Annotated in this window: 14 protein-coding genes; 4 read left to right on the top strand and 10 right to left on the bottom strand. The window is 50.8% G+C overall.

What is annotated here, in order from left to right:
• Positions 1 to 111: 111 nt before the first annotated feature.
• The 3 genes from HY774_14340 to HY774_14330 all read left to right on the top strand — a co-directional run bounded on the left by HY774_14340 (position 112) and on the right by HY774_14330 (position 4,268).
• A complete protein-coding gene (locus tag HY774_14340; protein MBI4749663.1) occupies positions 112 to 1,026 on the top strand; it encodes a helix-turn-helix transcriptional regulator in 915 nt (304 codons plus the stop codon).
• A 4-nt stretch (positions 1,027 to 1,030) separates the two neighbouring features.
• The gene (locus HY774_14335; GenBank protein ID MBI4749662.1) at positions 1,031 to 2,047 is read left to right on the top strand and encodes a VOC family protein; all 1,017 of its coding nucleotides are present in this window, start codon (positions 1,031 to 1,033) and stop codon (positions 2,045 to 2,047) included.
• A gap of 124 nt (positions 2,048 to 2,171) precedes the next feature.
• Positions 2,172 to 4,268 (top strand): hypothetical protein, encoded by a 2,097-nt coding sequence (locus HY774_14330; protein MBI4749661.1) that lies wholly within the window; start codon positions 2,172 to 2,174, stop codon positions 4,266 to 4,268.
• Here the strand turns inward: HY774_14330 and HY774_14325 are convergent.
• Together HY774_14325 and HY774_14320 are read right to left on the bottom strand one after the other, a co-directional pair.
• Positions 4,258 to 6,069 carry a PAS domain S-box protein gene (locus HY774_14325; GenBank protein MBI4749660.1) on the bottom strand — a complete coding sequence of 604 codons (1,812 nt, stop codon included), beginning with the start codon at positions 6,067 to 6,069 and terminating at the stop codon, positions 4,258 to 4,260. The two genes, HY774_14330 and HY774_14325, sit on opposite strands and share 11 nt — an antisense overlap.
• A 160-nt stretch (positions 6,070 to 6,229) precedes the next feature.
• Positions 6,230 to 7,534 carry a GAF domain-containing sensor histidine kinase gene (locus HY774_14320; GenBank protein ID MBI4749659.1) on the bottom strand — a complete coding sequence of 435 codons (1,305 nt, stop codon included), beginning with the start codon at positions 7,532 to 7,534 and terminating at the stop codon, positions 6,230 to 6,232.
• A gap of 354 nt (positions 7,535 to 7,888) precedes the next feature.
• On the opposite strand from HY774_14320, the gene HY774_14315 reads away from it, so the two are divergent.
• A complete protein-coding gene (locus HY774_14315; GenBank protein ID MBI4749658.1) occupies positions 7,889 to 8,599 on the top strand; it encodes an ankyrin repeat domain-containing protein in 711 nt (236 codons plus the stop codon).
• A gap of 501 nt (positions 8,600 to 9,100) precedes the next feature.
• On the opposite strand, the gene HY774_14310 is transcribed toward HY774_14315, so the two are convergent.
• The 8 genes from HY774_14310 to HY774_14275 all read right to left on the bottom strand — a co-directional run bounded on the left by HY774_14310 (position 9,101) and on the right by HY774_14275 (position 21,184).
• Positions 9,101 to 9,805: a uracil-DNA glycosylase gene (locus HY774_14310; protein MBI4749657.1), complete on the bottom strand. Its 705-nt coding sequence runs from the start codon at positions 9,803 to 9,805 to the stop codon at positions 9,101 to 9,103.
• Positions 9,805 to 10,731: a branched-chain amino acid transaminase gene (locus HY774_14305; protein ID MBI4749656.1), complete on the bottom strand. Its 927-nt coding sequence runs from the start codon at positions 10,729 to 10,731 to the stop codon at positions 9,805 to 9,807. Before HY774_14305 ends, HY774_14310 begins: the two co-directional genes overlap by 1 nt.
• Before the next feature lie 329 nt (positions 10,732 to 11,060).
• Positions 11,061 to 12,692 (bottom strand): VWA domain-containing protein, encoded by a 1,632-nt coding sequence (locus tag HY774_14300; GenBank protein ID MBI4749655.1) that lies wholly within the window; start codon positions 12,690 to 12,692, stop codon positions 11,061 to 11,063.
• Between the two features lie 180 nt (positions 12,693 to 12,872).
• On the bottom strand, positions 12,873 to 15,371 hold the full coding sequence (locus HY774_14295) for a pentapeptide repeat-containing protein (GenBank protein MBI4749654.1): 2,499 nt from the start codon (positions 15,369 to 15,371) through the stop codon (positions 12,873 to 12,875).
• A 351-nt stretch (positions 15,372 to 15,722) separates the two neighbouring features.
• Positions 15,723 to 17,042, bottom strand: coding sequence for a PAS domain-containing protein (locus tag HY774_14290; GenBank protein MBI4749653.1), 1,320 nt, complete (start codon positions 17,040 to 17,042; stop codon positions 15,723 to 15,725).
• A gap of 235 nt (positions 17,043 to 17,277) precedes the next feature.
• Entirely contained in the window at positions 17,278 to 18,648 is a 1,371-nt protein-coding gene (locus tag HY774_14285) for a sigma-54-dependent Fis family transcriptional regulator (protein ID MBI4749652.1), read from the bottom strand.
• Between the two features lie 104 nt (positions 18,649 to 18,752).
• Positions 18,753 to 19,949, bottom strand: a complete 1,197-nt coding sequence (locus HY774_14280) for an ABC transporter permease (GenBank protein MBI4749651.1) — start codon at positions 19,947 to 19,949, stop codon at positions 18,753 to 18,755.
• The gene (locus tag HY774_14275; protein MBI4749650.1) at positions 19,946 to 21,184 is read right to left on the bottom strand and encodes an ABC transporter permease; all 1,239 of its coding nucleotides are present in this window, start codon (positions 21,182 to 21,184) and stop codon (positions 19,946 to 19,948) included. The genes HY774_14280 and HY774_14275 overlap by 4 nt, the downstream gene beginning before the upstream one ends.
• Between the last annotated feature and the right edge of the window lie 60 nt (positions 21,185 to 21,244).

Genomic DNA, 21,244 nt, shown 5'->3' with positions numbered 1-21,244 from the left:
GAACCCTGAACCCTGAACCCTGAACCCTGAACCCTGAACCCTGAACCCTGAACCCTGGTTTTGAAACCCTGAACCCTGAACCCTGAACCCTGAACCCTGACCCTAATTGGTATGATTTTGCGTTCATTTCCTGGAACTGATTATCAAGCGCCGGAAACCCAGCGCATCCTTTCGTTGTTTGGTCAGGAGACGATCATCATTCACGCCCTGACCGATCAGATTGCCTTTTCCCAACATACGGCGCCGCTGTCAATCAAAACCACGTTCCAGGGCTGCGAACTGTATGAAATCAATGGACATCCGGTCGTGGTTGACCAGGATTCGTACCTGGTGGTCAATGATGAGCAGCCCTATGCCAGTTCGATTGAGTCAACCGAAATTGTGGAATCGTTTTGTGTTTTCTTTCGGGATGACCTCGCTCAGGAAGTCTTGAGCGTTTTTCGCCACCAGGCTGATTGGCTGGTTGACCACCCGGACAACACCCACTTGCCGCATCCGGAACCCTTTTTTCAGCACCGACGGCAGGCCGATGCTTTGATTTCACCCGTTTTATCCGGCCTTCGTCACAAGGTTCAAACCAACGACCTTCCCCAAAGCTGGCTGGATGAGCAGTATCATTGTTTGATCGAACGGTTGCTATGGCAACACACCCAGATTCAGCAGGAAATTGAAAAGCTGCCAATGGTTCGGCGCGCAACCCGTTTGGAGTTATTCAAGCGACTCTATCGAGCACGCGATTTTATCGAAGCCTGCTATGCGGAACCAATTTCGCTGACCGATATAGCAGGGGCTGGCTGCCTGTCGCGTCATCATTTCTTACGATTGTTTGCCGAAGTGTTTCACCAGACGCCTCATCAATATTTGACGACTGTCCGGCTCCATCATGCCCGACAACTCCTTGCCACTCGTTGTCACACTGTCACCGACGTCTGCTTTGCCGTGGGCTTTGAAAATACGAGTTCGTTTGCCCGCCTTTTTAAACGCCACTTTGGATGCTCGCCGCACACAGTGTCTTCCCTTGCTTGAGAAGATGAAAAAAGCAATTTTCGCACAGCCAGCCAGCCCAGAGTTGGGGATACTTGGGAGTTGGAAACTGAAAACCCAGGCACTCCAATCCATTCCCCACAAGGTGTTGAGTATGAAGCGATTTGCAATTCTCTGGGCATTCTTCTGGCTCGTTCAGGCTGGAATCTTAACCAATCAACGAAATCACGAGACCAGCGGGGTCTCACTCGCAACCAGCCAGACTCCGATTATTCGAACCCATGCCGTCAAGCTCAATGTCACTGACATGGGGAAAGCCCTCGCGTTTTACACCACTCAACTCGGCTTCCAGGTTGCAGACCGGAGTGGTTTTCCCAATTCTGTTCTCCTGGAAACCAATGAACGAGTCAAACTGGTGCTCAACCGGGTGAAGAAACTCCGTAAAACCAGCCCGACTGATACCGATGCTTCGTTTACACTCCAGGTCAACGACCTCGACCAGGCAATTGCCCGAATGAAATCACTCAAGGTTCAATTCGCTGAAAAGCACCCCCGAAAAGAAGGCGTCGGCAATGCCATTTCGATTGTGGATCCGTTTGGGCGCTCGATCTCCTTGATGCACCAGACAATCGTCAAAGTCGAGCCTTTTCAGGAACCACGCCTGTATAACTTTGGATTTACCGTTCCGGAGATGGAATCGGCGCGTCGGTTCTATACTGAAGTTTTGGGGTTTCAGGTTCGAAGCGAAAAATACCTTCCGCTGGATTTGCCGCTCGGCCATTCAGATAAAAGCTTTGCCTTTATGCTGCATTACCGGGCAGGGATTCGACCGGTGGAATACAAACCCAAACAAGGCGCGGCGTTCAACACCGTGGTGTTTGAAACGGATCAATTTGATCTGGCAACGCAGGCACTCCAGCAGGCAAAAGGTCAAATTCTCTCGAATGGAGTAACCAGCAAGGGTACAAATACCAAATCTGGAACCGGTGGCTCAGGGCGGTCACTCACCTTTCTTGATCCGTTTGGCAATGTGTCTGAATTGATTGAAGTCGGAAAGCACTAATTCGGGTCTTTTCTCCAAAGCATTCCGTTGTGAATTGAATTTTGCGTTTTGACAATCGGGTGAGGTTGATATAGTTGGTTCACGCGGCACGATACAACTATTTTTCCCCTGGAGAGCGCACCCATTGTCAGACAACCGACTCAACGCTTTATTCACGCGACTCAATTTTCGCGGAATTCAATCTCATCAGACGACTTCTCAGGCTGAGCCACGCGTCCACCCAGGGCTAATCGCGACCCTGGTGCTTGGCGGTTTGATTACAGCGGTGTTTTGGATTTCGCGTGAGTATGCGATGCTTGAATACGACTCCACCAATTACATTTTGGCTGATCGGGCGATTCGGGTGATTGATTGGGAGCACATCCAGCGCATTTTTCAAACGCACTATTTTATCAATTACAACCCACTGCACCGCATTTCCTACATGTTTGACTGGTGGTTATGGGGAACAGACCCGGCTGGCTATCGAGGAACAAACATTCTTCTCCACTGGATAGCCGCCGCCTTTGTGTTTCTTTTTTTCCATGAACTGGTCCAAAGCCAGTCCGTAGCCTGGATGGTGTCGCTGGTTTTTGCGATACATCCAACCCGAGTTGAAAACGTTGTGTGGCTGGCTCAACGCAAAGACGTGCTGTCAGCCGCCTTCGGTTTTTGTGCTTTATGGATGTATCGGCGCTTCCAGGAAATTGCCGCTCTTCCCGCATCGGATCGTTCCGTTTCACAAAAACGACAGTTCATGGTCTGGTATCTGGGCTGTTTGCTGATGTATACCGGTGCTTTGGCCTCAAAAGCCCAGTGGGTGCCGCTCTGTGCGGTTTTTTTCCTGGTTGATCTGTATGAGCGGCGGCCAATGACCCGAAATGTCTGGGTTCGATACCTTCCCTTTGTGGCACTGAGCCTGTTTTTTGCCTGGATGGCCATTGAAGCTCAATATATTCAAGGGGCCAAGCATGGTGATTCATATAGCCTGTTGGTCTCGATCAAAGGTGTTGTCAACGATTGCGGCTTTTATATTCTGCACACTTTTTGGCCGCTTCAGTTATGTCCCCGTTACCCGGAAGCAACCGTCAAGTGGGTATATCTAGTGATTGGGTTGGGATTCCTGGGAGTGATACTGGCTTCACTTTGGAAACAGTGGAATCGAAAACACGATATTTTGTTTGGATGCGGGTGGTTTTTCCTATTCCTGTCTCCCATGCTGAACCTGGTGCCAACCAATTTGATTCATGCCGACCGGTACCTCTATGTCGCCCTGATCGGGCTGATCTTTCCCCTGGCGATGGGATTACGCGAACTTCGGCCATTGATTTCCACTGCCGTGACTGCAACGGTGGTTGTGGTTTTGGCGGTCGTAACACTTCACTATGTACCGGTTTGGAAAGATGGGTTCTCGTTGTGGACTCATACAGTTGCCCATTTTCCAACTGAACGGTTTGCTCTGGCCTCCCTTGCCAGCGAGCAAATTGACCGGGGTGAATACCAGGCAGCACAACACACCCTGGACCTTATCGTCAGACATAATAAACCGCTCATCAGTTATTTTTTTACCTTGACGAAACTGTATGAAAAAACCAATCAAGATCCGAGAATCCCACTTGAACAGGCACTTAAGCAGGGCTTTTCGGACTCCGAATTGCTGAGTTTCTATGGAAAGATATTGGTGGAAAAAAAAGAGTATGCCCGGGCAGAACCAATTTTGTTTGAATCGCTTCGGAGAAAACCTGATTTACCGACATTGGTCAATTTGACCAAATTGTTTGTGCATACAAACCGGCCACGGGAAGCTGAGATTTATATTATTTCCGCTCTTTCCGCTGATGTTTTCCACGAAGAATACTGGTATTGGCTGGGCCGGGTAAAAGATGGCGACAACGACCGGAAAACTGCGGAATTAGCCTATCGTCAGAGCACGCGACTTGCCCCTGACTACATTGAGCCCCGGCTGGAACTTGCGCAACATGCCCTTGTATCCCAACAATTAGCCGATGCCGAACGGTGGCTGACTGACATTCCTGGACGATTTGGGAAGCGGCTTCCCGCCGAAGGCTATACCTTACTGGCCACGATTTATGAACGGCAGGGCAAATTCTCTCTGGCGGCAGCGGCCCTGACTGAAGCCTTGCAGGTCCAGGACTCCCCAGAGACCAGGGCGCGTCTGAGCCAGATTCAGATACAAAAACAACTTTCTTCGACCCTGACACCGTTACCGATTACTCGTTGATTGGCGGAAATGGTTCATCCTTTGTCTCAGGCGGGGTTCGCTCCTGAGACAAGACCAGCAGGCGTTCGGCCAGATGAGTCGTCTGGTGACTGGTTTCCACGAGCAGTTCCATCGGTTTGGTCACTTTCGGGAGCCCCTCGGTCAGTTCCTGGACGTGGCGGACGCTGGCCTGCATCCGGGTCAGCACCAGTTCAAATTCCTGGGCAACTTCCCCGACCTGGTCGGCCAGCGATTCAAGATGCGCGGTTTTGCGGCATTCTGCTTCGAGGCGATGCCGTTCGCTGATGTCTCTGAAAAATACTGAAAGACCATTGGCCGATGGATAGGCATGCACTTCGTACCAGCCCCGGAAAATTTCGGAAAACGCTTCAAAGTGAACCGGACGCTGTTCGCGGAGTGCGGTCAAATAATTGATGTGGAAAAAATTGTTGGTCGCCTGTGGAAAATAGATCAATAAATTTCGGCCTAATAATTTCTCAAGTGGAATACCAGTCAAATTTTCAGCGACTTTATTGGCGTAAGTAATTTCCATGTCGCTATTAAAGGCGACAAAGCCATCTGAAATGCGTTCCAGGGTGTCAATCAAATGCCGGTTGAGTTCCTGCAATTTCGCTTCGTATTCTTTCCGTTCCGTAATTTCCCGTTGAAATAAAACCCACCGCCGCAGGTTTTGCTCCGGCTCAAAAACGGGGATGCAACTGGCTTCACACCAAAATGGAGTTCCATCCTTTCGGTAATGAATCAGTTCGGTTGAAAACGGTTTCCCAGCAAGGCGAATGGCACGAATCCGGGCCACTTCGTTCAGATCGGTTTTGGGACCGTGCATCATGGCCAGACTCTGCCCCAGGGCTTCTTCGCGGCTGTAGCCGGTCAAGCGAGTAAAGGCTTCGTTGACAAACACAATCCGAATATCGCGTGGGTTGTCAGGATGCGGTTCCAGAACAAAAATGGCGTCGAGTGAGTTCAGCACCGCTGACTCAAGCAATTGCATCTGGCCTTCTCGCATCCGGCGCTCGGTCACATCATAAAACATGGCGAGAAGGCAGGGGCCTTCATCCAAATGAACCAGGTCAACGGCACCTGACGCCTGCCGAAATTCACCGGACTTTGACCGAAACGGAGTCTCAATCAGAACTGGCGTTTTTCCAGTGCTGATGGCCTGGAGCAGGTGCTCCCGGTCTGAAAGGTTGATCCACAGGTTGAGTTCAATCGGCGGACGACCAACCACTTCCGCACGGGTGTAGCCGCACATTTTCAAAAATGCCGGATTGACATCCATCACTTTGGAATCGGTCAACGACAGCAAGGCAATGGCAACCGGGCTCGAATGAAAGATTTTCCTGAATCTCTCTTCACTCTGACGTTGGGGTTTTCCTGGCCTGGCGTCCCGTCTGGAACGGGTGAGCGGCATAACGTCACGTTCAATCCGGCGCAGCGCGGATATCAATCGGTACGGACGATCCTGATAGACATAGTCCACAATCTGTCCAGCTTCCCACAGTTGGGCCACGCTTGATTCCTGTTCCGGCCAGACCACCAAAACCAGTGCCAGATTCCCAAATTGTTTTTGAATGCGGTCAAAGAGCCAGGGTACGGAATCAGAATCAGGCCGGTCCACCAGGACAATCCCGACTTCGGGATGAGCAACCGATTTGTGAAGCGTCGAGTATTCGAGCAACTCGACCATCCAGAAATACTCCAGCAGGAGCGCCCCAAGCGGGCGAATGGCATCAATGGTTGGACCGAGAACGAGCAGTTTGAGATGAGATTTGGAAAGGGTTCCGAAGTCAATTTGGGTCATATTCTCTGAGCGAGAGATGAATATGGCCTGGTTGTCCCTGGATTAGACCATATTCCAGTCAAATTGCCCAGATCTAGTTTGAACCACAAGGTTCGGAATTTAAGGTTTTGGATTGAGGTTGGTGTGCGGATCAGGGCCTTCCGGCTGACCTGAACTGATTTTAGTTTTTGAGCAGGCCGGGGAACCAGACGTTGAAACAACTTCCCTGACCGGGTCCATTTGATTCAGCCCAGATGCGTCCGCCGTGGGCTTCAATATGCTTTTTGGCAATTGCCAGGCCAAGCCCGGTGCCATGGGTCAGGAATTCAAAAGTCCCGGATTGATGGGTGGACAGGTCATCAGTGGTATAAAATAACTCAAAAATCTGGTTTAGTTCTGAGGGGTGGATTCCAACTCCGGTATCTGTAATTGCAACCTGATATCCATCTGCCGCGAGTTCAAGCCGTACCGTGATGGTGCCGCCATCAGGGGTGTATTTAATGGCGTTCTGGAACAAATTGAGAAAGACAAGGTGGATCTTTTCTGGATCAACTACGGCGAGGCTCAGAGCAGGGATCTCCTTGACTACGCTCAGGTTGCGACGTTCAATAAACGGTTCAAGCTCCAGAAGCCCCTGGCTGAGAATCCCAGAAATGTCAACTTCTCGAACATTGAGCGGCAGTCTGCCTTCTGAGAGTTTTACCATCTCAAGAATTTTGTTGAAATTCAGGTTGAGTCGCTCAACCATTCGATGACAGGAATCCAGGGCTTTTTTCTGAATCGGTTCCAATTCTCCGAGTAACCCTTCCGAGAGCATTTCAGTATAGCCACTCAAAACTGTCAGCGGGGTTCGCATTTCATGCGAGGTGACCAGCATAAAATTCGTTTTGAGGTGATCGAGGTGCTGGAGTTGTTTGAGCACCTCCTGTTCTTTCTGATAGAGGCGTTCCAGTTCGCTATATCGGCGACGTTCCTCTTCAACCGCCTGCCGGCGGGCATTGAGCCGCAACTCCATTTGATCCATGACGACTTCAGCCAGTTCCTGCAGGAGCATTTTTTCAGGTTCCGAAATATGACGTGGTTTACCGTCAATCACGCACAGGGTGCCTAAATTGTAGCCATCATTGGTTCGCAACGGTGCTGCCGCATAAAACCGGAATCCCATGGATCCAGCCACAAGGGGGTTGGCCAGCGAGCGGGGATCTTCAATCGCGTTGGTGATCGAATATACCTCTTTGGAAAGAATGGCCGAGGCACACAACCCCAAATCGCGGTTCACTTCCTGGACATCGAGTCCCTGCCGGGATTTAAACCAGATCCGGTCATGGTCAACCAAACTCACAATTGAAATTGGAACATGAAACAAACGTGCCGCCAATGCCGTGATCCGGTCAAAGGCACCGTCTGGCGGGGTATCAAGAATATCAAAGCGACGAAGCGCTTTGAGTCGTTCTTGCTCATACTCAGGATGAACACTTGTGCCCATAATCGTTCAAATTTATACCCAAACCAAAGAATATCGCTCAGGTGAGATAGCGAGTCTGATTTTGCAGGGATCAATTCTGAAGGTATTGGCACTTTAAATAAGGAATAAGAACTTTTATTCCAGTTTGATTGAGCTGGTGCGTTGGGATTTTTTGGGGTGAGTTTTGGGCGCCTGATTTTTCGGGCTGGGGGTTTGGCCTGAGCTAAAAAAGTATCAATTCTTGCACCAGATAGCCCTCTACACTTTCGCAGGAGGTTCACATTTAGTCTTTTATCATCTATGGTTGTCAAGCGATTGAGGAACAGGCGGCCAGTCCAGGCTGCCGAATCATTTTTCACGTTTGAGGAATTTGTGATGACTCGCCTTGTTTTGATAACTGTTCTGGTACTTGGTACGCTTTTTTTGGGTATGCCGTCCATGACGGCGCAAACCATACAAGACCCCCCAACGTCGATTGTACGTCCGGATCCATTGATTGAAGCGATTCGCACCAATGAAACTGGTACGTTAGGCGAATTGATCCGCAATGGTGCGGTGCTCAACCCACAGGCTATTGACCGGACGGCGCCACTCAACGTGGCCATTCGATTTTCATCGCTCGAAACCGTGGAAATGCTCGTCAATGCCGGCGCTCGGATTGATATCCGATGGGTCTTACCGCGCTCTGAAGTTTCCTATCAACAGATGACACCGCTCCGGTGGTCAATCGTCAGTGGCCGGTATGAACTCGTGCAGTACTTTCTCAGCAAAGGCTGTGATCCAAATGAAGTCTATGAAAACCAGTTGACGCCGCTGCATGTTGCCGCTGAACGCTCTCCGGAAATGATCGAACTGCTGCTTAAAGCCAACGCTGATGTCACGCGACTGGACATCCAGGGACGAACCGCGCTTTCGGTGTACGCCGCCAATTCGATGGATAATCCCAAAGGCATTGAATTGCTGCTTGATGCCGGGGCGGACATCAACCATCGCGACGCCACCCGGATGACACCACTGGGGTGGGCAAGCATCCTGCTCCACAACCAGAAAGCTGATCTGCTGGTTGCCCGCGGCGGCAAGGAATAAGGTCAGTACCGCCTGCGTGAGCCTAGATTTTGTACAAACAGCTCCCACTCGTCGCGAAAGAGAGTGGTTGGGAAAAGTGAAGACAAGCGGCGATGAGTTTTCGAGCCAAGGCGTGCGAACTTTGAACCAGCAAACAAGTGATGTTTGGGGAGTCGGATGGAAATATCATACCACCGGGGTTTCGGGGCTCTTTCAAGGGATGAGGGATGAAGGATGAGGGATGAAAAAATTCCATTGTCCCCTTGTCCCCTTGTCCAGATCGGGTTCTGTTTCCTTATCCTGGCGCTTATGGGCTTCGCACCACAGCTATAGTTTTTCAGATAAATATTGCCCTGGTGTTTTTGGTGATCATCGTTCAGAAACCATTGAAAAATTTGGCTTTCTTTTTCGTGTAGTTCGTGTGTTTCGTGGTTTCTTTATCTGAAATTCTATACCCGATGACGACCCTGCGGGCCTCAAATCCTTCGCTTGATGCATATAACGAGGAATCGTGTCACCCTGTCATTGTGTCACCGTGTCGCCAAGATGGCTTCTGATCGTGGAAAAGACTTCATCAAACATCGGTTCGGTCAAAAATCCGGTTGAAGTATTACGCTGACTTGGGTGGTACGACCCAATCAGGAACAGGGGCTGGTCTTTTGTTCCCAGATGATACCCCCGATTGTGTCCAAAGTGGGGGACAGGTTGGGGGACGGTGAGCCCCTGGGATTTCAAGATTTTCACTACATTGTCAAAGGCAAATTTCCCAAGTGCCAGAATCACCTGGGTTGATTCAAGCAGCTTTAGCTCACGCGCAAGAAATGTTCGGCAGGTTTCGGTTTCAAGAGGTGTGGGTTTGTTATCGGGCGGTGCACATCGGACGACGACTCCGATATAGCAATCAGTGAGGATTAACCCATCCCTGGCATCGGTTGACGTCGCTTGATTGGCAAACCCGGCTTTATGGAGTGCCCGATACAACCAGTCTCCGCTTTTGTCACCGGTAAAGACTCGTCCAGTCCGGTTTCCACCATGCGCGGCGGGCGCCAATCCAACCACGACCAATCGAGCCTGTGGATCGCCAAACCCCGGCACGGGCTTTCCCCAATAGGTTTGGTGGCGGAACCGGGCCACCTTTTCAGCCGCCACCTGTTCCCGCCACGCAACCAACCGCGGACACTGGCGACAGTTTTCTATTTCAGACCTCAAAACAGGTAACGAATCCATCATTTGTTGACCGGGGTCAGCCAGTCGTACCGGTCTTCATATTCTCCGTTAAAAATGCCGAAGAACCGTTCCTGTAATTTGGCGGTGATGTTCCCACGCTGCCCATTATTGACATTGATGCGGTCTATGCTTCGGATTGGAGTAATTTCACAAGCGGTCCCAGTCAGGAAAATTTCATCGGCGATATAGAGTTCTTCACGTGAAATATTGCGTTCCTTGAGGGGAATGCCCATTTCCTGGCAAAGCGTCATGACGGCGTCACGGGTAATGCCTGGCAACACTGAAGCATGCGAAGGCGGGGTATGGACCACACCATCCCGCACCAGGAAGATATTCTCCCCACTGCCTTCACTCACATAGCCAAAGCGATCAAGTGCGATTCCTTCGGCATATTTATTGACGATGGCCTCCATTTTGACCAGTTGTGAGTTCATGTAATTGGCACCGGCTTTGGCGGTCGTCGGCAGCGTGTTTGGGGACATGCGCGACCAGGTCGAGGTGCATACGTCAACACCTTCTTCCAGGGCATCTGATCCCAAATAGGGCCCCCAGGGCCAGCAGGCAATGTAGGTTTCAACCGGTGCGGGGAACGGATTCACCCCAAAGGTGCCATATCCGCGAAACACAATCGGGCGGACATAACATTCCTCCATGTGATTGACCCGTACAATATCAGTACACACATTGATCAATTCCTGTTGCGAATGCGGAATATCCATTCGATAGATTCGACAGGAGTCAAACAAGCGTCGGATGTGCTCTGAAAGTCGGAAAATTTGTGGCCCTTTTGGTGTGTGGTAACACCGGATTCCTTCAAACAACGAAGAACCGTAATGAATCACATGTGACATGACGTGAATGCGGGCATCTTCCCAATTTATAAAAACGCCATTATGCCAAATTTTCTCAGTTATTTCCGGTGCCATAGTTCCCTCGATTTCTTCTCGTTAAGATTGGTAAAGCACATCTGGTTTTGTCTTGGTGACTGGAAGGTATTGGATCCCAAGCCCTCAGCCTCATAAGCGCCAGGATAAGGAAAGTTGAGTGTGTTTGAGACAAGGAGAAGGGGAGACACGGAGACACGGAGACAATTCCACGGAGTTTGTAAATGTGAATGAGTTCCGATTGGGTGCGGGGAAATGAAGCGATCCATTGTGTCTCCGTGTCTCCTTGTCTCCTTGTCCCCTTGTCCAGATCGGACTTTGTTTTCTTATCCTGGCGTGTATGGCCCTCAGCCCCAAGCCTGAAACACCTGTCACGTTTCAGTAAACTTGTGTAAGACATGGCGGCGTGCTCCGCGGAGCCGTAAAGCGGCCTGGAGTCGAACCGGCAACCAGCGCTTTGGATTGATCCCAGACGCGGGGCGATGGTACTTCAACGTAATAGCAGCTTTGAGCGGATACCCTTCCTCAAGATTGATGATGTCTTCCAGAGTTAATTGCAACGGCCCAATATAAATTTGATCACCAATTTTTGCCTCGGTTTCCTCCCCAGTCTGCGGAAGGATCCAAAAGAGCGTTTGCCGAGGCCCTAAAGCTTCGGCAAGTTCCTGGTGAAATGCCAGACACAGTTTGGTGTACACCAGATCCTCACCCGGCGCCACACCAGTTTGGTTTACAAGCTGAAGCGTTTGTTGAATTCGGTCAATATCTGGTGATTTGCAAGCCAATCTCAAATTCACGGCTTTCATGGTGTCTGGATCTTCAGGGTGACCTTTGGCCGCCGTGTACAATCCTTCTCCGATCCGGCGTGGATCCAGCAAAACCAGTTGTTTGGTCAGCCCAGGCAACTGATCATAATCGCTACACTGCAAATACCCAAGCACGTGCACACTTCGAGTTCGATAGACAACGCCCAGCGAAGCCATTTCAGCGCCACGACACACCTGAACCGAGGTAGCCAGATTGGTCATCTGGCTATTTTGGAGGGCCATGGTGTTTTCAATGCCTGTTGCCAGATACATCGGTGTCCCTTCAATCACTTCAAAATATTCAAGATCACCGGGTCCTGGAAATTTTCGAAGTGAGTGAACCAGAACCAACAAGGCCACGGTTCCCCCAAAGGCCCCAAGCCCAATGTCTGGTGCGGAAGATATGGGTTGCGCCAGTTGCTTGAAATATCCCTGGACCTGTTTGGTTTGTTTCGGAGTGGTTAGTCCGTCAACCGAATACAGGTATTGCTGAAACAGGTGGCTGCGAAATGGAACGCGACTGACCACCAGCTCCAAAATGCCAGAAGCGGCAATTTTTCCGTTGGCGGCCTGGGCCAGTTCACGCAGCCAATCTGACTCCTGATTCGGACCAATCGCAACGATGTAAAGCGGGCAATGTAACTGGCGACATAACTCAACTGCAAATTGGCGGGCGATTTCGGGAACCTGGGTTTGAGAGGTAGGTTTGGGGGAAACCTGATCCATTCCAGCCTGGGTCAGGGTCATCCATTCATCGGTGTTTACATTTTGTTTTCCAGAAGTTACCAGAATAACCCGTTTTGACCGCTGAGGCTGCCCTTTCACGGCTTGGACTGCCATTCCCAACCCGGCGGTACAATCCACATGGTGAGATTTGCCAGTCAGTTGGGTGAGCGTTGCCGGGGCAATTCGTTCAGCGTAACTGCCAAAGAGTATCAAGTGTGACTCAAACCGATTTTTTGGAAAGGTATCAAGACAGGTTTTGAGATTGGCTTGAAATCCTTCCCGACTGGCGCTGCCCCGCAATTGAGCCGAATTTTCAACCACAAAGACAACCAGTTCTGATTGGGATGACGACGTGGTCGTACAGGCGACGGCAATCGAAAGAGCAACCAGACAGGCAACCCCAAACAACCAGGCAGGATGGCGGCGCGACCTGTTTTCGTTGGCGACGGAAAGCCGCAAGTCGTGGGGCATGGGTTTCCTCGTTTGGTATCAGGCTTTGGGTGGAAATCTGTTATGCCAGCTTGTAGTCAGTAGTCAGTAGTCAGTAGTCAGTGGTCAGTGGTCAGTGGTCAATGGTTCACTACCTTCACTGGGTTCAATAACTTGACTATTTTCTAATATGACCGCTTTCTTCGGTCCCCGGGCCTCAATTCATCTCGAAGATTCCTTCATGTGTCGGAGTTGTTCTTCCAATTCCTGTTTAAAGAAGTCCTGACGAGAGGCACGCGGAACGCGCTTTTCATACTCCTTTTTCGCTTTGCTGATTTCGGCTTTGATGGCGTCGCTAAATGTCCCTCGCCGCAGCCCTTCGAGAATTGGCCCACGGTTTGACTGGAACAGGACTCGGATTAAATCACCCGCAATCTTCTTTGCCTCCGCCGGATCCATGTCAACCTGGGTAAATTTTCGGTTGGCGCCGGAGATCTTCGGGGTGGTTTTCATTTGAATCCGCTCAAATTGCGCCTCAATCATGTCTTCCTCATCAATTTCCTGGCTGCTGCCCAGGACATTGGTGGCGCCTTTGAGCGGAATTGTCTTGGTTGGGGAAGGAGCTTCAACTGGTTGCGGATTGGGTTGGAACTCAGCACCAAGGTCAATTTCCGCTGGTTCGACCAGCCGCACCTCAACCGTTTCGGCTGATTCGGTCAATGGTTGGGGCGGTTCGGTTTCTGATGGCTGGAATCCGCTTTCCAAAGAAATTTCAGTCGCTTCGGGCACCACTGGTGAAGTCGAGTCAATGGCAATTTCAACCCCTTCAACTTCCTGAGTCACCTTGGTCTCAATATCAATGGTGTTGGGTTCGGTATGCTCCGCGGGCTTTATTTCAGCGTGCATGTCCCGAGTGGCAGGCTCAACAGCCTGAACCTCCATTTCTTCAAGGGAGGGTGGTTCAAGATCAAGTGGGGCCTCTTCGACGACAACCGCCTGGATGACCGGTTCTTGACCACTTAAAGTTGGAGCCGTCTCGACATCAGGCTGAAGCTCCATCGGAGGTGGAATTTCAGCAACCGGTGGGGCCGGTGGCGGAGGTGGCGGTTCCCAGGTGGCGTCCCCGCCAAAGAAATCAGCCCCGTTCATATCGGCCCCAGACAGATTGGCGTCTTCCAGGTTGGCTCCGGCCAAAATGGCATTTTCCAAACTTGAATCAGTTAAATCGGCTTTCTCCAACGAAGCACCCGATAAATTCGCACCCGCCAGATTGGCACCGACCAAGCTACACCCAGAAAGATCGGCACCGGCAAAGTTCACATTTTGCAGGTTCGCACCTGCCAGATTGGCACAAATGAGTTGCGCTTCGGCCATCCAGGCATTTTGAGCGTTGATTTCAGCTAATTCAGCACCTGACAGGTCGGCACCTTCAAAATTGCCGCCGCTGAAATCAGCTCCGGTGGCCACCATATCCGTCATTTTCGCGCTTGTGCAGTGAATATTTGGCGCCTGTGCCTTTTCCAAATTGGCTTGATTGAGATTGGCACCGTCCAGATTGGCCTGGCCGAGTTGGGCCTGTGAAAAATTGACTTTTTCCAGGTTTGCTTGCTGGAGTGAACTGCCCTGTAAATTGATTTTGGCCGCCTGCACATTGATCATGATCGCACGGTCAAAAACTGACCCTGCGGCCTGGGCTTCATTGAGGATCCCCTCGGATAAATCAACCCCAGCGGCCTGAACCTGTTGCAAATTGGCCTGTGACAGATTGGCGGAATGCAACCGGGCATTGGCTAAAATGACACGCGTCAGATCAGCTCCGGTCAAGTTGGTTCGTGCCAGAGTGGCACCCGTCAAATTCACGTCTTTGAGATTCGCCTTTGAAAGGTTCGCTTCAGAAAAGGTGGCCCCAGTCAGGTTGGCGCCTTCCAAGATGGCTTCAACCAGCGAAGCGCCAGTCGCTTTAACCCCGGTCAGGTTGGCGCCAGACAACATTGACTGATTGGCACTGGCGCCATCCAGCGTCGCCTGGGTCAGCGTGGCCTGGGTCAAATTTGTTTCATCCAACCGTGCCTGAGTGAGCAAAGCGCCTTCGAAATTGGCTTCAGACAGGTTGGCTTTGTGCAAATTGGCACCCACCAACGAGGTCTGGCTCAGGTTGGCTTGATTGAACTGAGCATAGGCGAGCGCGGCCCCGTCCAGCTTTGCTCCGGACAAATTGGCCTGTTGACAATCGGCGCCTTCCAGCGATGCCTGGGTCAGGTTGGCCTGGGTCAGCCTCGCCCCTTGCAAATCAGCCTGATCAAGGACTGTACCGGCAAACTGGGCCTGATCAAAATTGGCGCCACTGGCCTTGATCTTTCCCATTTGTGCCCGGTTAAAAATGGCTGTTGGACATTTGGCCCCAGCCAAGTCGGCTCCAGAAAGATTCGCTTCGTCAAAATTGGTATGACTTAAATTCGCATCAGTCAGTTGAACCTGAGAGAGAATCGCCGCATGAAATTGGGCTTCAGAAAGGTCAGCCCGGGTGAGATTCGTTCCAGCCAGATTGGTTGATGACAGGTTGGCTTTCATGAGCCTGGCTTCGGTCAGATCAGCGTGACTCAGGTTGCTTCCAGAGAGGTTAGCGCCGATAAAACTGGCCCGGTGCAAGCGAGCACCTTGCAGGTTGGCACGCATTGGCTGCGCATGTCCGGATTGAGGGGGGGCGTCTTTGGCCGCCATGTGAGGTGTCCTCCAGATTCAAAGGTCAAATGCTGCTTGTTTGAGACGTCGGGGTGAACTTCCTGACCGCTTCGATGCGTGCATATCCGCCAGAAAAACACCAGGGCTGGGGTTTACTGTCAGACCGACAAAGTTGAAAACAGCCAGGGAACAGGATAATTGAAAGGGTTTTTGCGTGTAGAAAAAGCGAGACTTAGGTTTAACGCATTTCGCCGCCCTTTGGCAAGCGGAGTCTGGTTTCAGGTGACAAAGTGACAAAGTGACAAAGTGACAAAGTGACAAGGTGACAAGGTGACAAGGTGATTTTTCGAAAACCCTGAACCCTGAACCCTGAACCCTGAACCCCAAACCCTAAAGTGCTTTCGGGCTCAGAAAAATAGTGAATCGGGTTGGACTGCCCGGTTCACTTTCCAATGCAAAATCAAACCCGTGGTTGTCGAGAATTTCCTGAACCAGCGTGAGTCCAATTCCCTGCCCATGCTCTTTCGTGCTGAAAAACGGTGAAAACAAATTGGCTTTCACTTCGGGAGGAAATCCGGCGCCGGTATCTTCAATCGTCACAAACGGACGACCCAGGTTGTAGCCTGTTCGAATCGTAATCTGACCGGTTTCCCCTATTGCCTCAACTGCATTTTTCATCAGGTTGACCAGTACCTGTTCGATTTGCCCACGATCCAGGCTGACCCGATCCGGTTGATCTTCGATTTCACATTTCACCACGATTCCGCGCCTGTCGCACTCGGCTTTGAGAAGCCGGGCGACAGTTTCCAACAATACTTTTACTTCGCACAATTCACGTTTTGGTGGTGAGAGCCGCACCACATCGGCAAAACTCCGCATAAAAGCATTGAGTTGATCGGTTCGGTCAATGACCACCTGGAGCGCCATTCCATAATCTTTCTGGTCATCGGGTCGGAGCTGATCTTGATAGTTCAAACAGGAATGGAGGAGCGAATTTGCCGCGCCAATCGTGTTATTGACTTCATGGCTCATTAACCGAATCAGTTTTTCGTAGGCGGCTTTTTCCGTCTGACGAAGTTCTTCGGTCAGTTCCTCCATGAGAATGAAATGGCGCGGGAATCCTCGATCAATAAACTCTGACTTGTGACATTTCACTTTTCGGCGGCCAAGATAGGGGATGACACGTGCCTCTCCGGGTTTCAATTCCCCAAGCTCTCTGGCAAAACTCGAATCAACTGCCTCCAGAGACAGCCCAACCAGGGTTGATTTCTCGGCTTGCAACAATCGCTCGGCGGCGGGATTGACCATTGAGATCCGGTTGTCAAAGTCGAGGGTCAAAATCCCGGAAGGCGATGCCGACAACACCTTTTCCAAAAAGTAGTTATTTTCCTGAAGCCGCAATCGCTCTTCCCTGAGCGAGTCAATCATCCGGTTATAGACCGCCACCAGTTGATCGAGTTCAGGCTGTCCAACCTCCCGAATTTTGGTCGTAAAGTCTCGTTCTTTAATGAATTGCGCACCCGATCTAATCAAATTCAGGGTGTTGAATAACTCTCCCACCAGCCGCAGCCCAATCACCAGGGAAATCACAAACACCCCTTCCACGGCAAAAACCCATAACCCATATTTTGAAAAAACTCGCGCACCAATCACCGCAAACAACATATGCGCAATGATGAGATAGAGGAGAAATTTGAATCTAAGGGACATAAAAGCAGTTAGGGTTCGGGGTTCAGGGTTCAGGGTTCAGGGTTCATTGTGTACCCTGACGACAAAAAAGCGACAGAGGAAAATCATCTGTCGCTGTCCAATTTCTTTGAAGGATATGAATATGACAAGGTGACAGAATGACAAGGTGACAAGGTGACAAAAAGTAAGGGCGCTGTTGCTTTGAACCGCGCCCTCTTCGAAAACCCGAAACCCGAAACCCGAAACCCTTGTTTTTTCAAACCTGGATCCCAAACTTTTCAAGCCTTCGATACAGCGCCGGACGACTTAACCCAAGCGCCTCAGCGACTTTGGTCAGGTTGCCGCCGTGGTGCTTGATGGTCTTTACAATCATGGCTTTTTCGATGTCGTCGAGCGTCATTGACCCGACTTCGGGCAACGTGGTTTTTCCCTTCTCTTTGGATTCCATTTGAACCGGAACGGCAAAATCTTCGACGTCGAGCGTGTCTTTCGAGGTAATCAAAATGGTTCGCTCCAGCACTTGCTTGAGCTGGCGGATATTTCCTGGCCAGTTCAAAGTTTGAAGCCAGTTTAAGGCCGCATCACTGATTGAAAGCTCACTCCGACGATACACACGGGCCATACTTTGGACAAAATGCTGGGCCAGCAGCGGAATATCTGAAGGTCGTTCGCGTAATGAGGGCAAATGAATCGCAATCAAATTGAGCCGATAGAGCAAGTCTTCCCGAAAAATCCCGGTCTCGACCAGTTCCGGCAGGTTTCGATTGGTGGCTGAAATGACCCGCACGTCAACCGTGCGGGTCACGCTCGAACCCAGCACTTCATAGGTTCGATCCTGTAACACCCGCAGCATTTTCACCTGCGAATTTGGATCCAGATCTCCAATCTCATCAAGGAATATCGTTCCGCCATTGGCCATTTCAAAGCGGCCTTTCCGATCAGTTCGCGCATCGGTAAAAGCCCCACGAACGTGCCCAAACATCTCGCTTTCAAACAAACTGGCGGCAATACCACCCAAATTGACTTTCACAAAGGCGGCATTTTGGCGCCGACTGTTGCGGTGGATTGCTTCGGCAATCAGTTCTTTGCCGGTGCCGCTTTCGCCGGTAATCAAGGCTGAAGCATCAGTGGCACTGACCCGTCCGACCAGATCCAGAATGCGCAGTAATTTCGCATCCTGTCCGATCAAGTCGTGAAAATCATACTGGGCATCCAGCTCGTCGCGGGTTGGAACCCGTTCGAGAGTTCGCACCGAAACCGCCGCCAACCCAAGTGCCGTTTTTACCGCCTGGAGTACCTGCTGATGGGTCCAGGGTTTGGTTAAAAAATCGGCAGCGCCAGCGCGCATTCCTTCCACCGCAAGCTGAATTGACCCCCAGGCAGTGATCAAGATGACCGGCAACCCCGGACGACGGCTTTTGATTTCACGCAGCAACGCCAGCCCTTCTTCCCCGGTTGTTTTTCGGGAAAAGTTCATATCCTGAATCACAAGCTGATATTCCTGTTGTGCCAGACGTTCCAGTGCCTCCGCCGGTGAAGCCGCACTTTGCGCGGGATACCCGGCCTGTTTGAGCAACAGCCCAAGCGAAGTCGTGATGGAACGGTCGTCGTCAACAATGAGAATCATATTTTAGGGCTGAGGGCTGAGGGCTTGGACAGTCAGTACCACCTGCGTAAGCGGGTGGGTCCGTTTAGACACAATCCCACCCACTTACGCAGGTGGTACTGACTTTAATCGTAGTGCAGTGCCTGTGACGGATGGACCCGCGTGGCAATCCAGCTTGGATACAGACCGCACATCAGTGTCAGAACATACATTATCACAATTGATGCTAACAAGCTGTAAATAAACACTTTACCTTGGATAAACCCAAAAATGTCAATCAGCGGCAATTGCCCAACCACCGCTACTCCAGCCACCAGTGAAACCGTGGTTACAGCAAGGAGTTCGCCCAAAATCTGCAGATAGACGTTTCCAGCCGTGGCACCAAAGGCGCGGCGCACCCCGATTTCGCGGGTTCGCCGGGTCACGCTCTGCCATAACACGCCAATCAGCCCTAATGCCACCATCAGCATTAAAAACGTCACGATTGAGCCGGCTGCCGCCAGCGGGATAAGGTACACTTTCATTTTTGTCTCTCGCATATCGGCGAGAAATTGGGCCTCAAATGACCATTCTTTGGCTACCGATTGAAATTGAGTGATGAGTTTTTCTTCAAATGCCCTTGGAGTTCCAGGCCGGACGCGAATCAGAAAAATCGTCAGCGGAAAGCCATCTTCTTTAGCTTCATCTTGTCGGAAAAAAGCATAGTTTTCCAGCGGAGACAACTCTCCGTCCTGACGAAAATCCGAGAAAATCCCAATCACTCGCAATTCAGTGCCGTCTTTGTGTTTTTCAATCGCTTTCCCAATTGGATTTTCAGTGCCAAATCCGTCACGCGCCAGACGCTGGCTGATGACGACCGGCTGAAATTTCGACCCATCGTCTTCGCGGTTAAACCATCGTCCGGCAATGAGTTGCAGCCGCATCACGTCCTTGTACCCATCAGTGACCCGGCTCAAACTGTACTGAATTTCCCGTCCGTTGCGTTCAAAACCCGAGACATTCTGGCTATTGCCAAACGGATCAACATTGGAGAGCGCCACGCTTTCGACTTCACCAAGTGACTGGGCGGATAGCTGAAGTTGATGAAAGAGTTCTCGCTCGGCGGCATCACTTTTCGCATCATGGGAACGGTTTTTGGTGGAAACCGAAACACATAACACGTTGTCATATTCAAACCCCAGTGGTTGCAGGTAATTGTAAAGATACACGCCAGCCATCAGCACCACAGCGAACAACACCAAAAATGAAATGAATATCTCAATTGAAATCAACAGATTGGCCCGTTTCCGGTTCCAGGTGAGTTTCATAAGTTGTTTGATCATCGGACACCTCCCTTGAGCGCTTCAACCGGATGCAGGCGTGACATTTTCCAGGCTGGATACACCCCGGAAACCACGCCGAAGACCAGCGCTAGCCCAAGTCCATACAGAAAAATCCGCCAGTTGATTTGATACTGGGCATAGGGAATCAGCCCACTTTCCGAAATACCACGCAATACCAGCCACGATCCAACCAACCCCAGCATTCCGCCCACCAGGGTCAGGATCACGTTTTCCACCACAAACTGGCCAATGAGCGTCATAGACGAAGCACCAAATGCTTTGCGAACGCCAATCTCGCTTGAGCGTTCTAATATGCGACTGACGGTGATGTTGATTAAGTTAATCGCCGGCAACAACATAAACAGAAACATAAAGCTCATGGCAGCCATCAGGAGTTTCATGGTGGCGCGGGAGGAATAGTCCCCCGTCAGGGTTCGGGCAACAAATTCCCAGAGTGTTTCCGCCCGGCTGAGAAATTCGGTGTATTGTTTTGGGTTTGGGATTTCAACCGCCTGAATCCGGGTATCAAATTCAGCTTTAATCAATGGAATGGCAGCGGCATTTTCAGCCAGAATCACCCCGGTGTGACCACCCATCAGTTCATTTCGATAACTATCAGATTTGGCGGTCGTGAGCGGTACCCAGACATCAGAAAAAGGAATGAGTCGGGTAATTGGGACATTGGTGACCACCCCAACCACGCGAAACCGCTGACCGTCGAGTTCCATCGTCTTCCCAACCGCTGTGGTATTACCAAAAAACTTTTGCCGCGTCGCCTCATTGATCACGGCCACAAAATTCGCGTTCTGGTTGTCTTCGTCGAGAAACGGTCCGCCTTCGAGAAACTGAAAATCAAAAATTCGCCAGTAGTTCCCATCCGTCCGTTTGAGAAACGCCTGAACCTTATCGCCATTGGGAAACCCATTGACCTGTTGCATCATGGTGCAAATCGAGAAGGATTCGACGTGCGGCAAATTCCGGGCATACTTATCCAGGAGCTTGTACCCGGCAGGGCTGGTGGATTGAGCTTCGGGGCCCGTCATCTGAGAAAAGTAAATTCCCAGTATTCGATCAGCTTTGGTGTCAGGCGCCATTGGCGCCACCAGATAATCCACCATTGCGGTAATGACCATCAGTACAATCAACGTAAAGCTAATTCCAAATAAGCTGATGAAAGTAAAGAACTTGCGCCGAAGCAGCACTTTCAATGCGGTTTTTATATAATTTTTGAGCATGATGATTTTCCTCTAAAAGACAAAAGGGGCAAAAAGACCGACAGAAGTACAATGAACCTT

Source organism: Acidobacteriota bacterium, from assembly GCA_016208495.1.
Taxonomy (GTDB): domain Bacteria; phylum Acidobacteriota; class Blastocatellia; order Chloracidobacteriales; family Chloracidobacteriaceae; genus JACQXX01.
The sequence above is the reverse complement of the archived record's forward strand: the minus strand, read 5'-3'. Positions and strand labels throughout refer to the sequence as shown.

Coding starts and splice junctions, on each gene's coding strand:
- HY774_14340 (MBI4749663.1), top strand. CDS start 112: ATGATTTTGCGTTCATTTCCTGGAACTGATTATCAAGCGCCGGAAACC.
- HY774_14335 (MBI4749662.1), top strand. CDS start 1,031: ATGAAAAAAGCAATTTTCGCACAGCCAGCCAGCCCAGAGTTGGGGATA.
- HY774_14325 (MBI4749660.1), bottom strand. CDS start 6,069: ATGACCCAAATTGACTTCGGAACCCTTTCCAAATCTCATCTCAAACTG.
- HY774_14320 (MBI4749659.1), bottom strand. CDS start 7,534: ATGGGCACAAGTGTTCATCCTGAGTATGAGCAAGAACGACTCAAAGCG.
- HY774_14315 (MBI4749658.1), top strand. CDS start 7,889: ATGACTCGCCTTGTTTTGATAACTGTTCTGGTACTTGGTACGCTTTTT.
- HY774_14310 (MBI4749657.1), bottom strand. CDS start 9,805: ATGGATTCGTTACCTGTTTTGAGGTCTGAAATAGAAAACTGTCGCCAG.
- HY774_14305 (MBI4749656.1), bottom strand. CDS start 10,731: ATGGCACCGGAAATAACTGAGAAAATTTGGCATAATGGCGTTTTTATA.
- HY774_14300 (MBI4749655.1), bottom strand. CDS start 12,692: ATGCCCCACGACTTGCGGCTTTCCGTCGCCAACGAAAACAGGTCGCGC.
- HY774_14295 (MBI4749654.1), bottom strand. CDS start 15,371: ATGGCGGCCAAAGACGCCCCCCCTCAATCCGGACATGCGCAGCCAATG.
- HY774_14290 (MBI4749653.1), bottom strand. CDS start 17,042: ATGTCCCTTAGATTCAAATTTCTCCTCTATCTCATCATTGCGCATATG.
- HY774_14285 (MBI4749652.1), bottom strand. CDS start 18,648: ATGATTCTCATTGTTGACGACGACCGTTCCATCACGACTTCGCTTGGG.
- HY774_14280 (MBI4749651.1), bottom strand. CDS start 19,949: ATGATCAAACAACTTATGAAACTCACCTGGAACCGGAAACGGGCCAAT.
- HY774_14275 (MBI4749650.1), bottom strand. CDS start 21,184: ATGCTCAAAAATTATATAAAAACCGCATTGAAAGTGCTGCTTCGGCGC.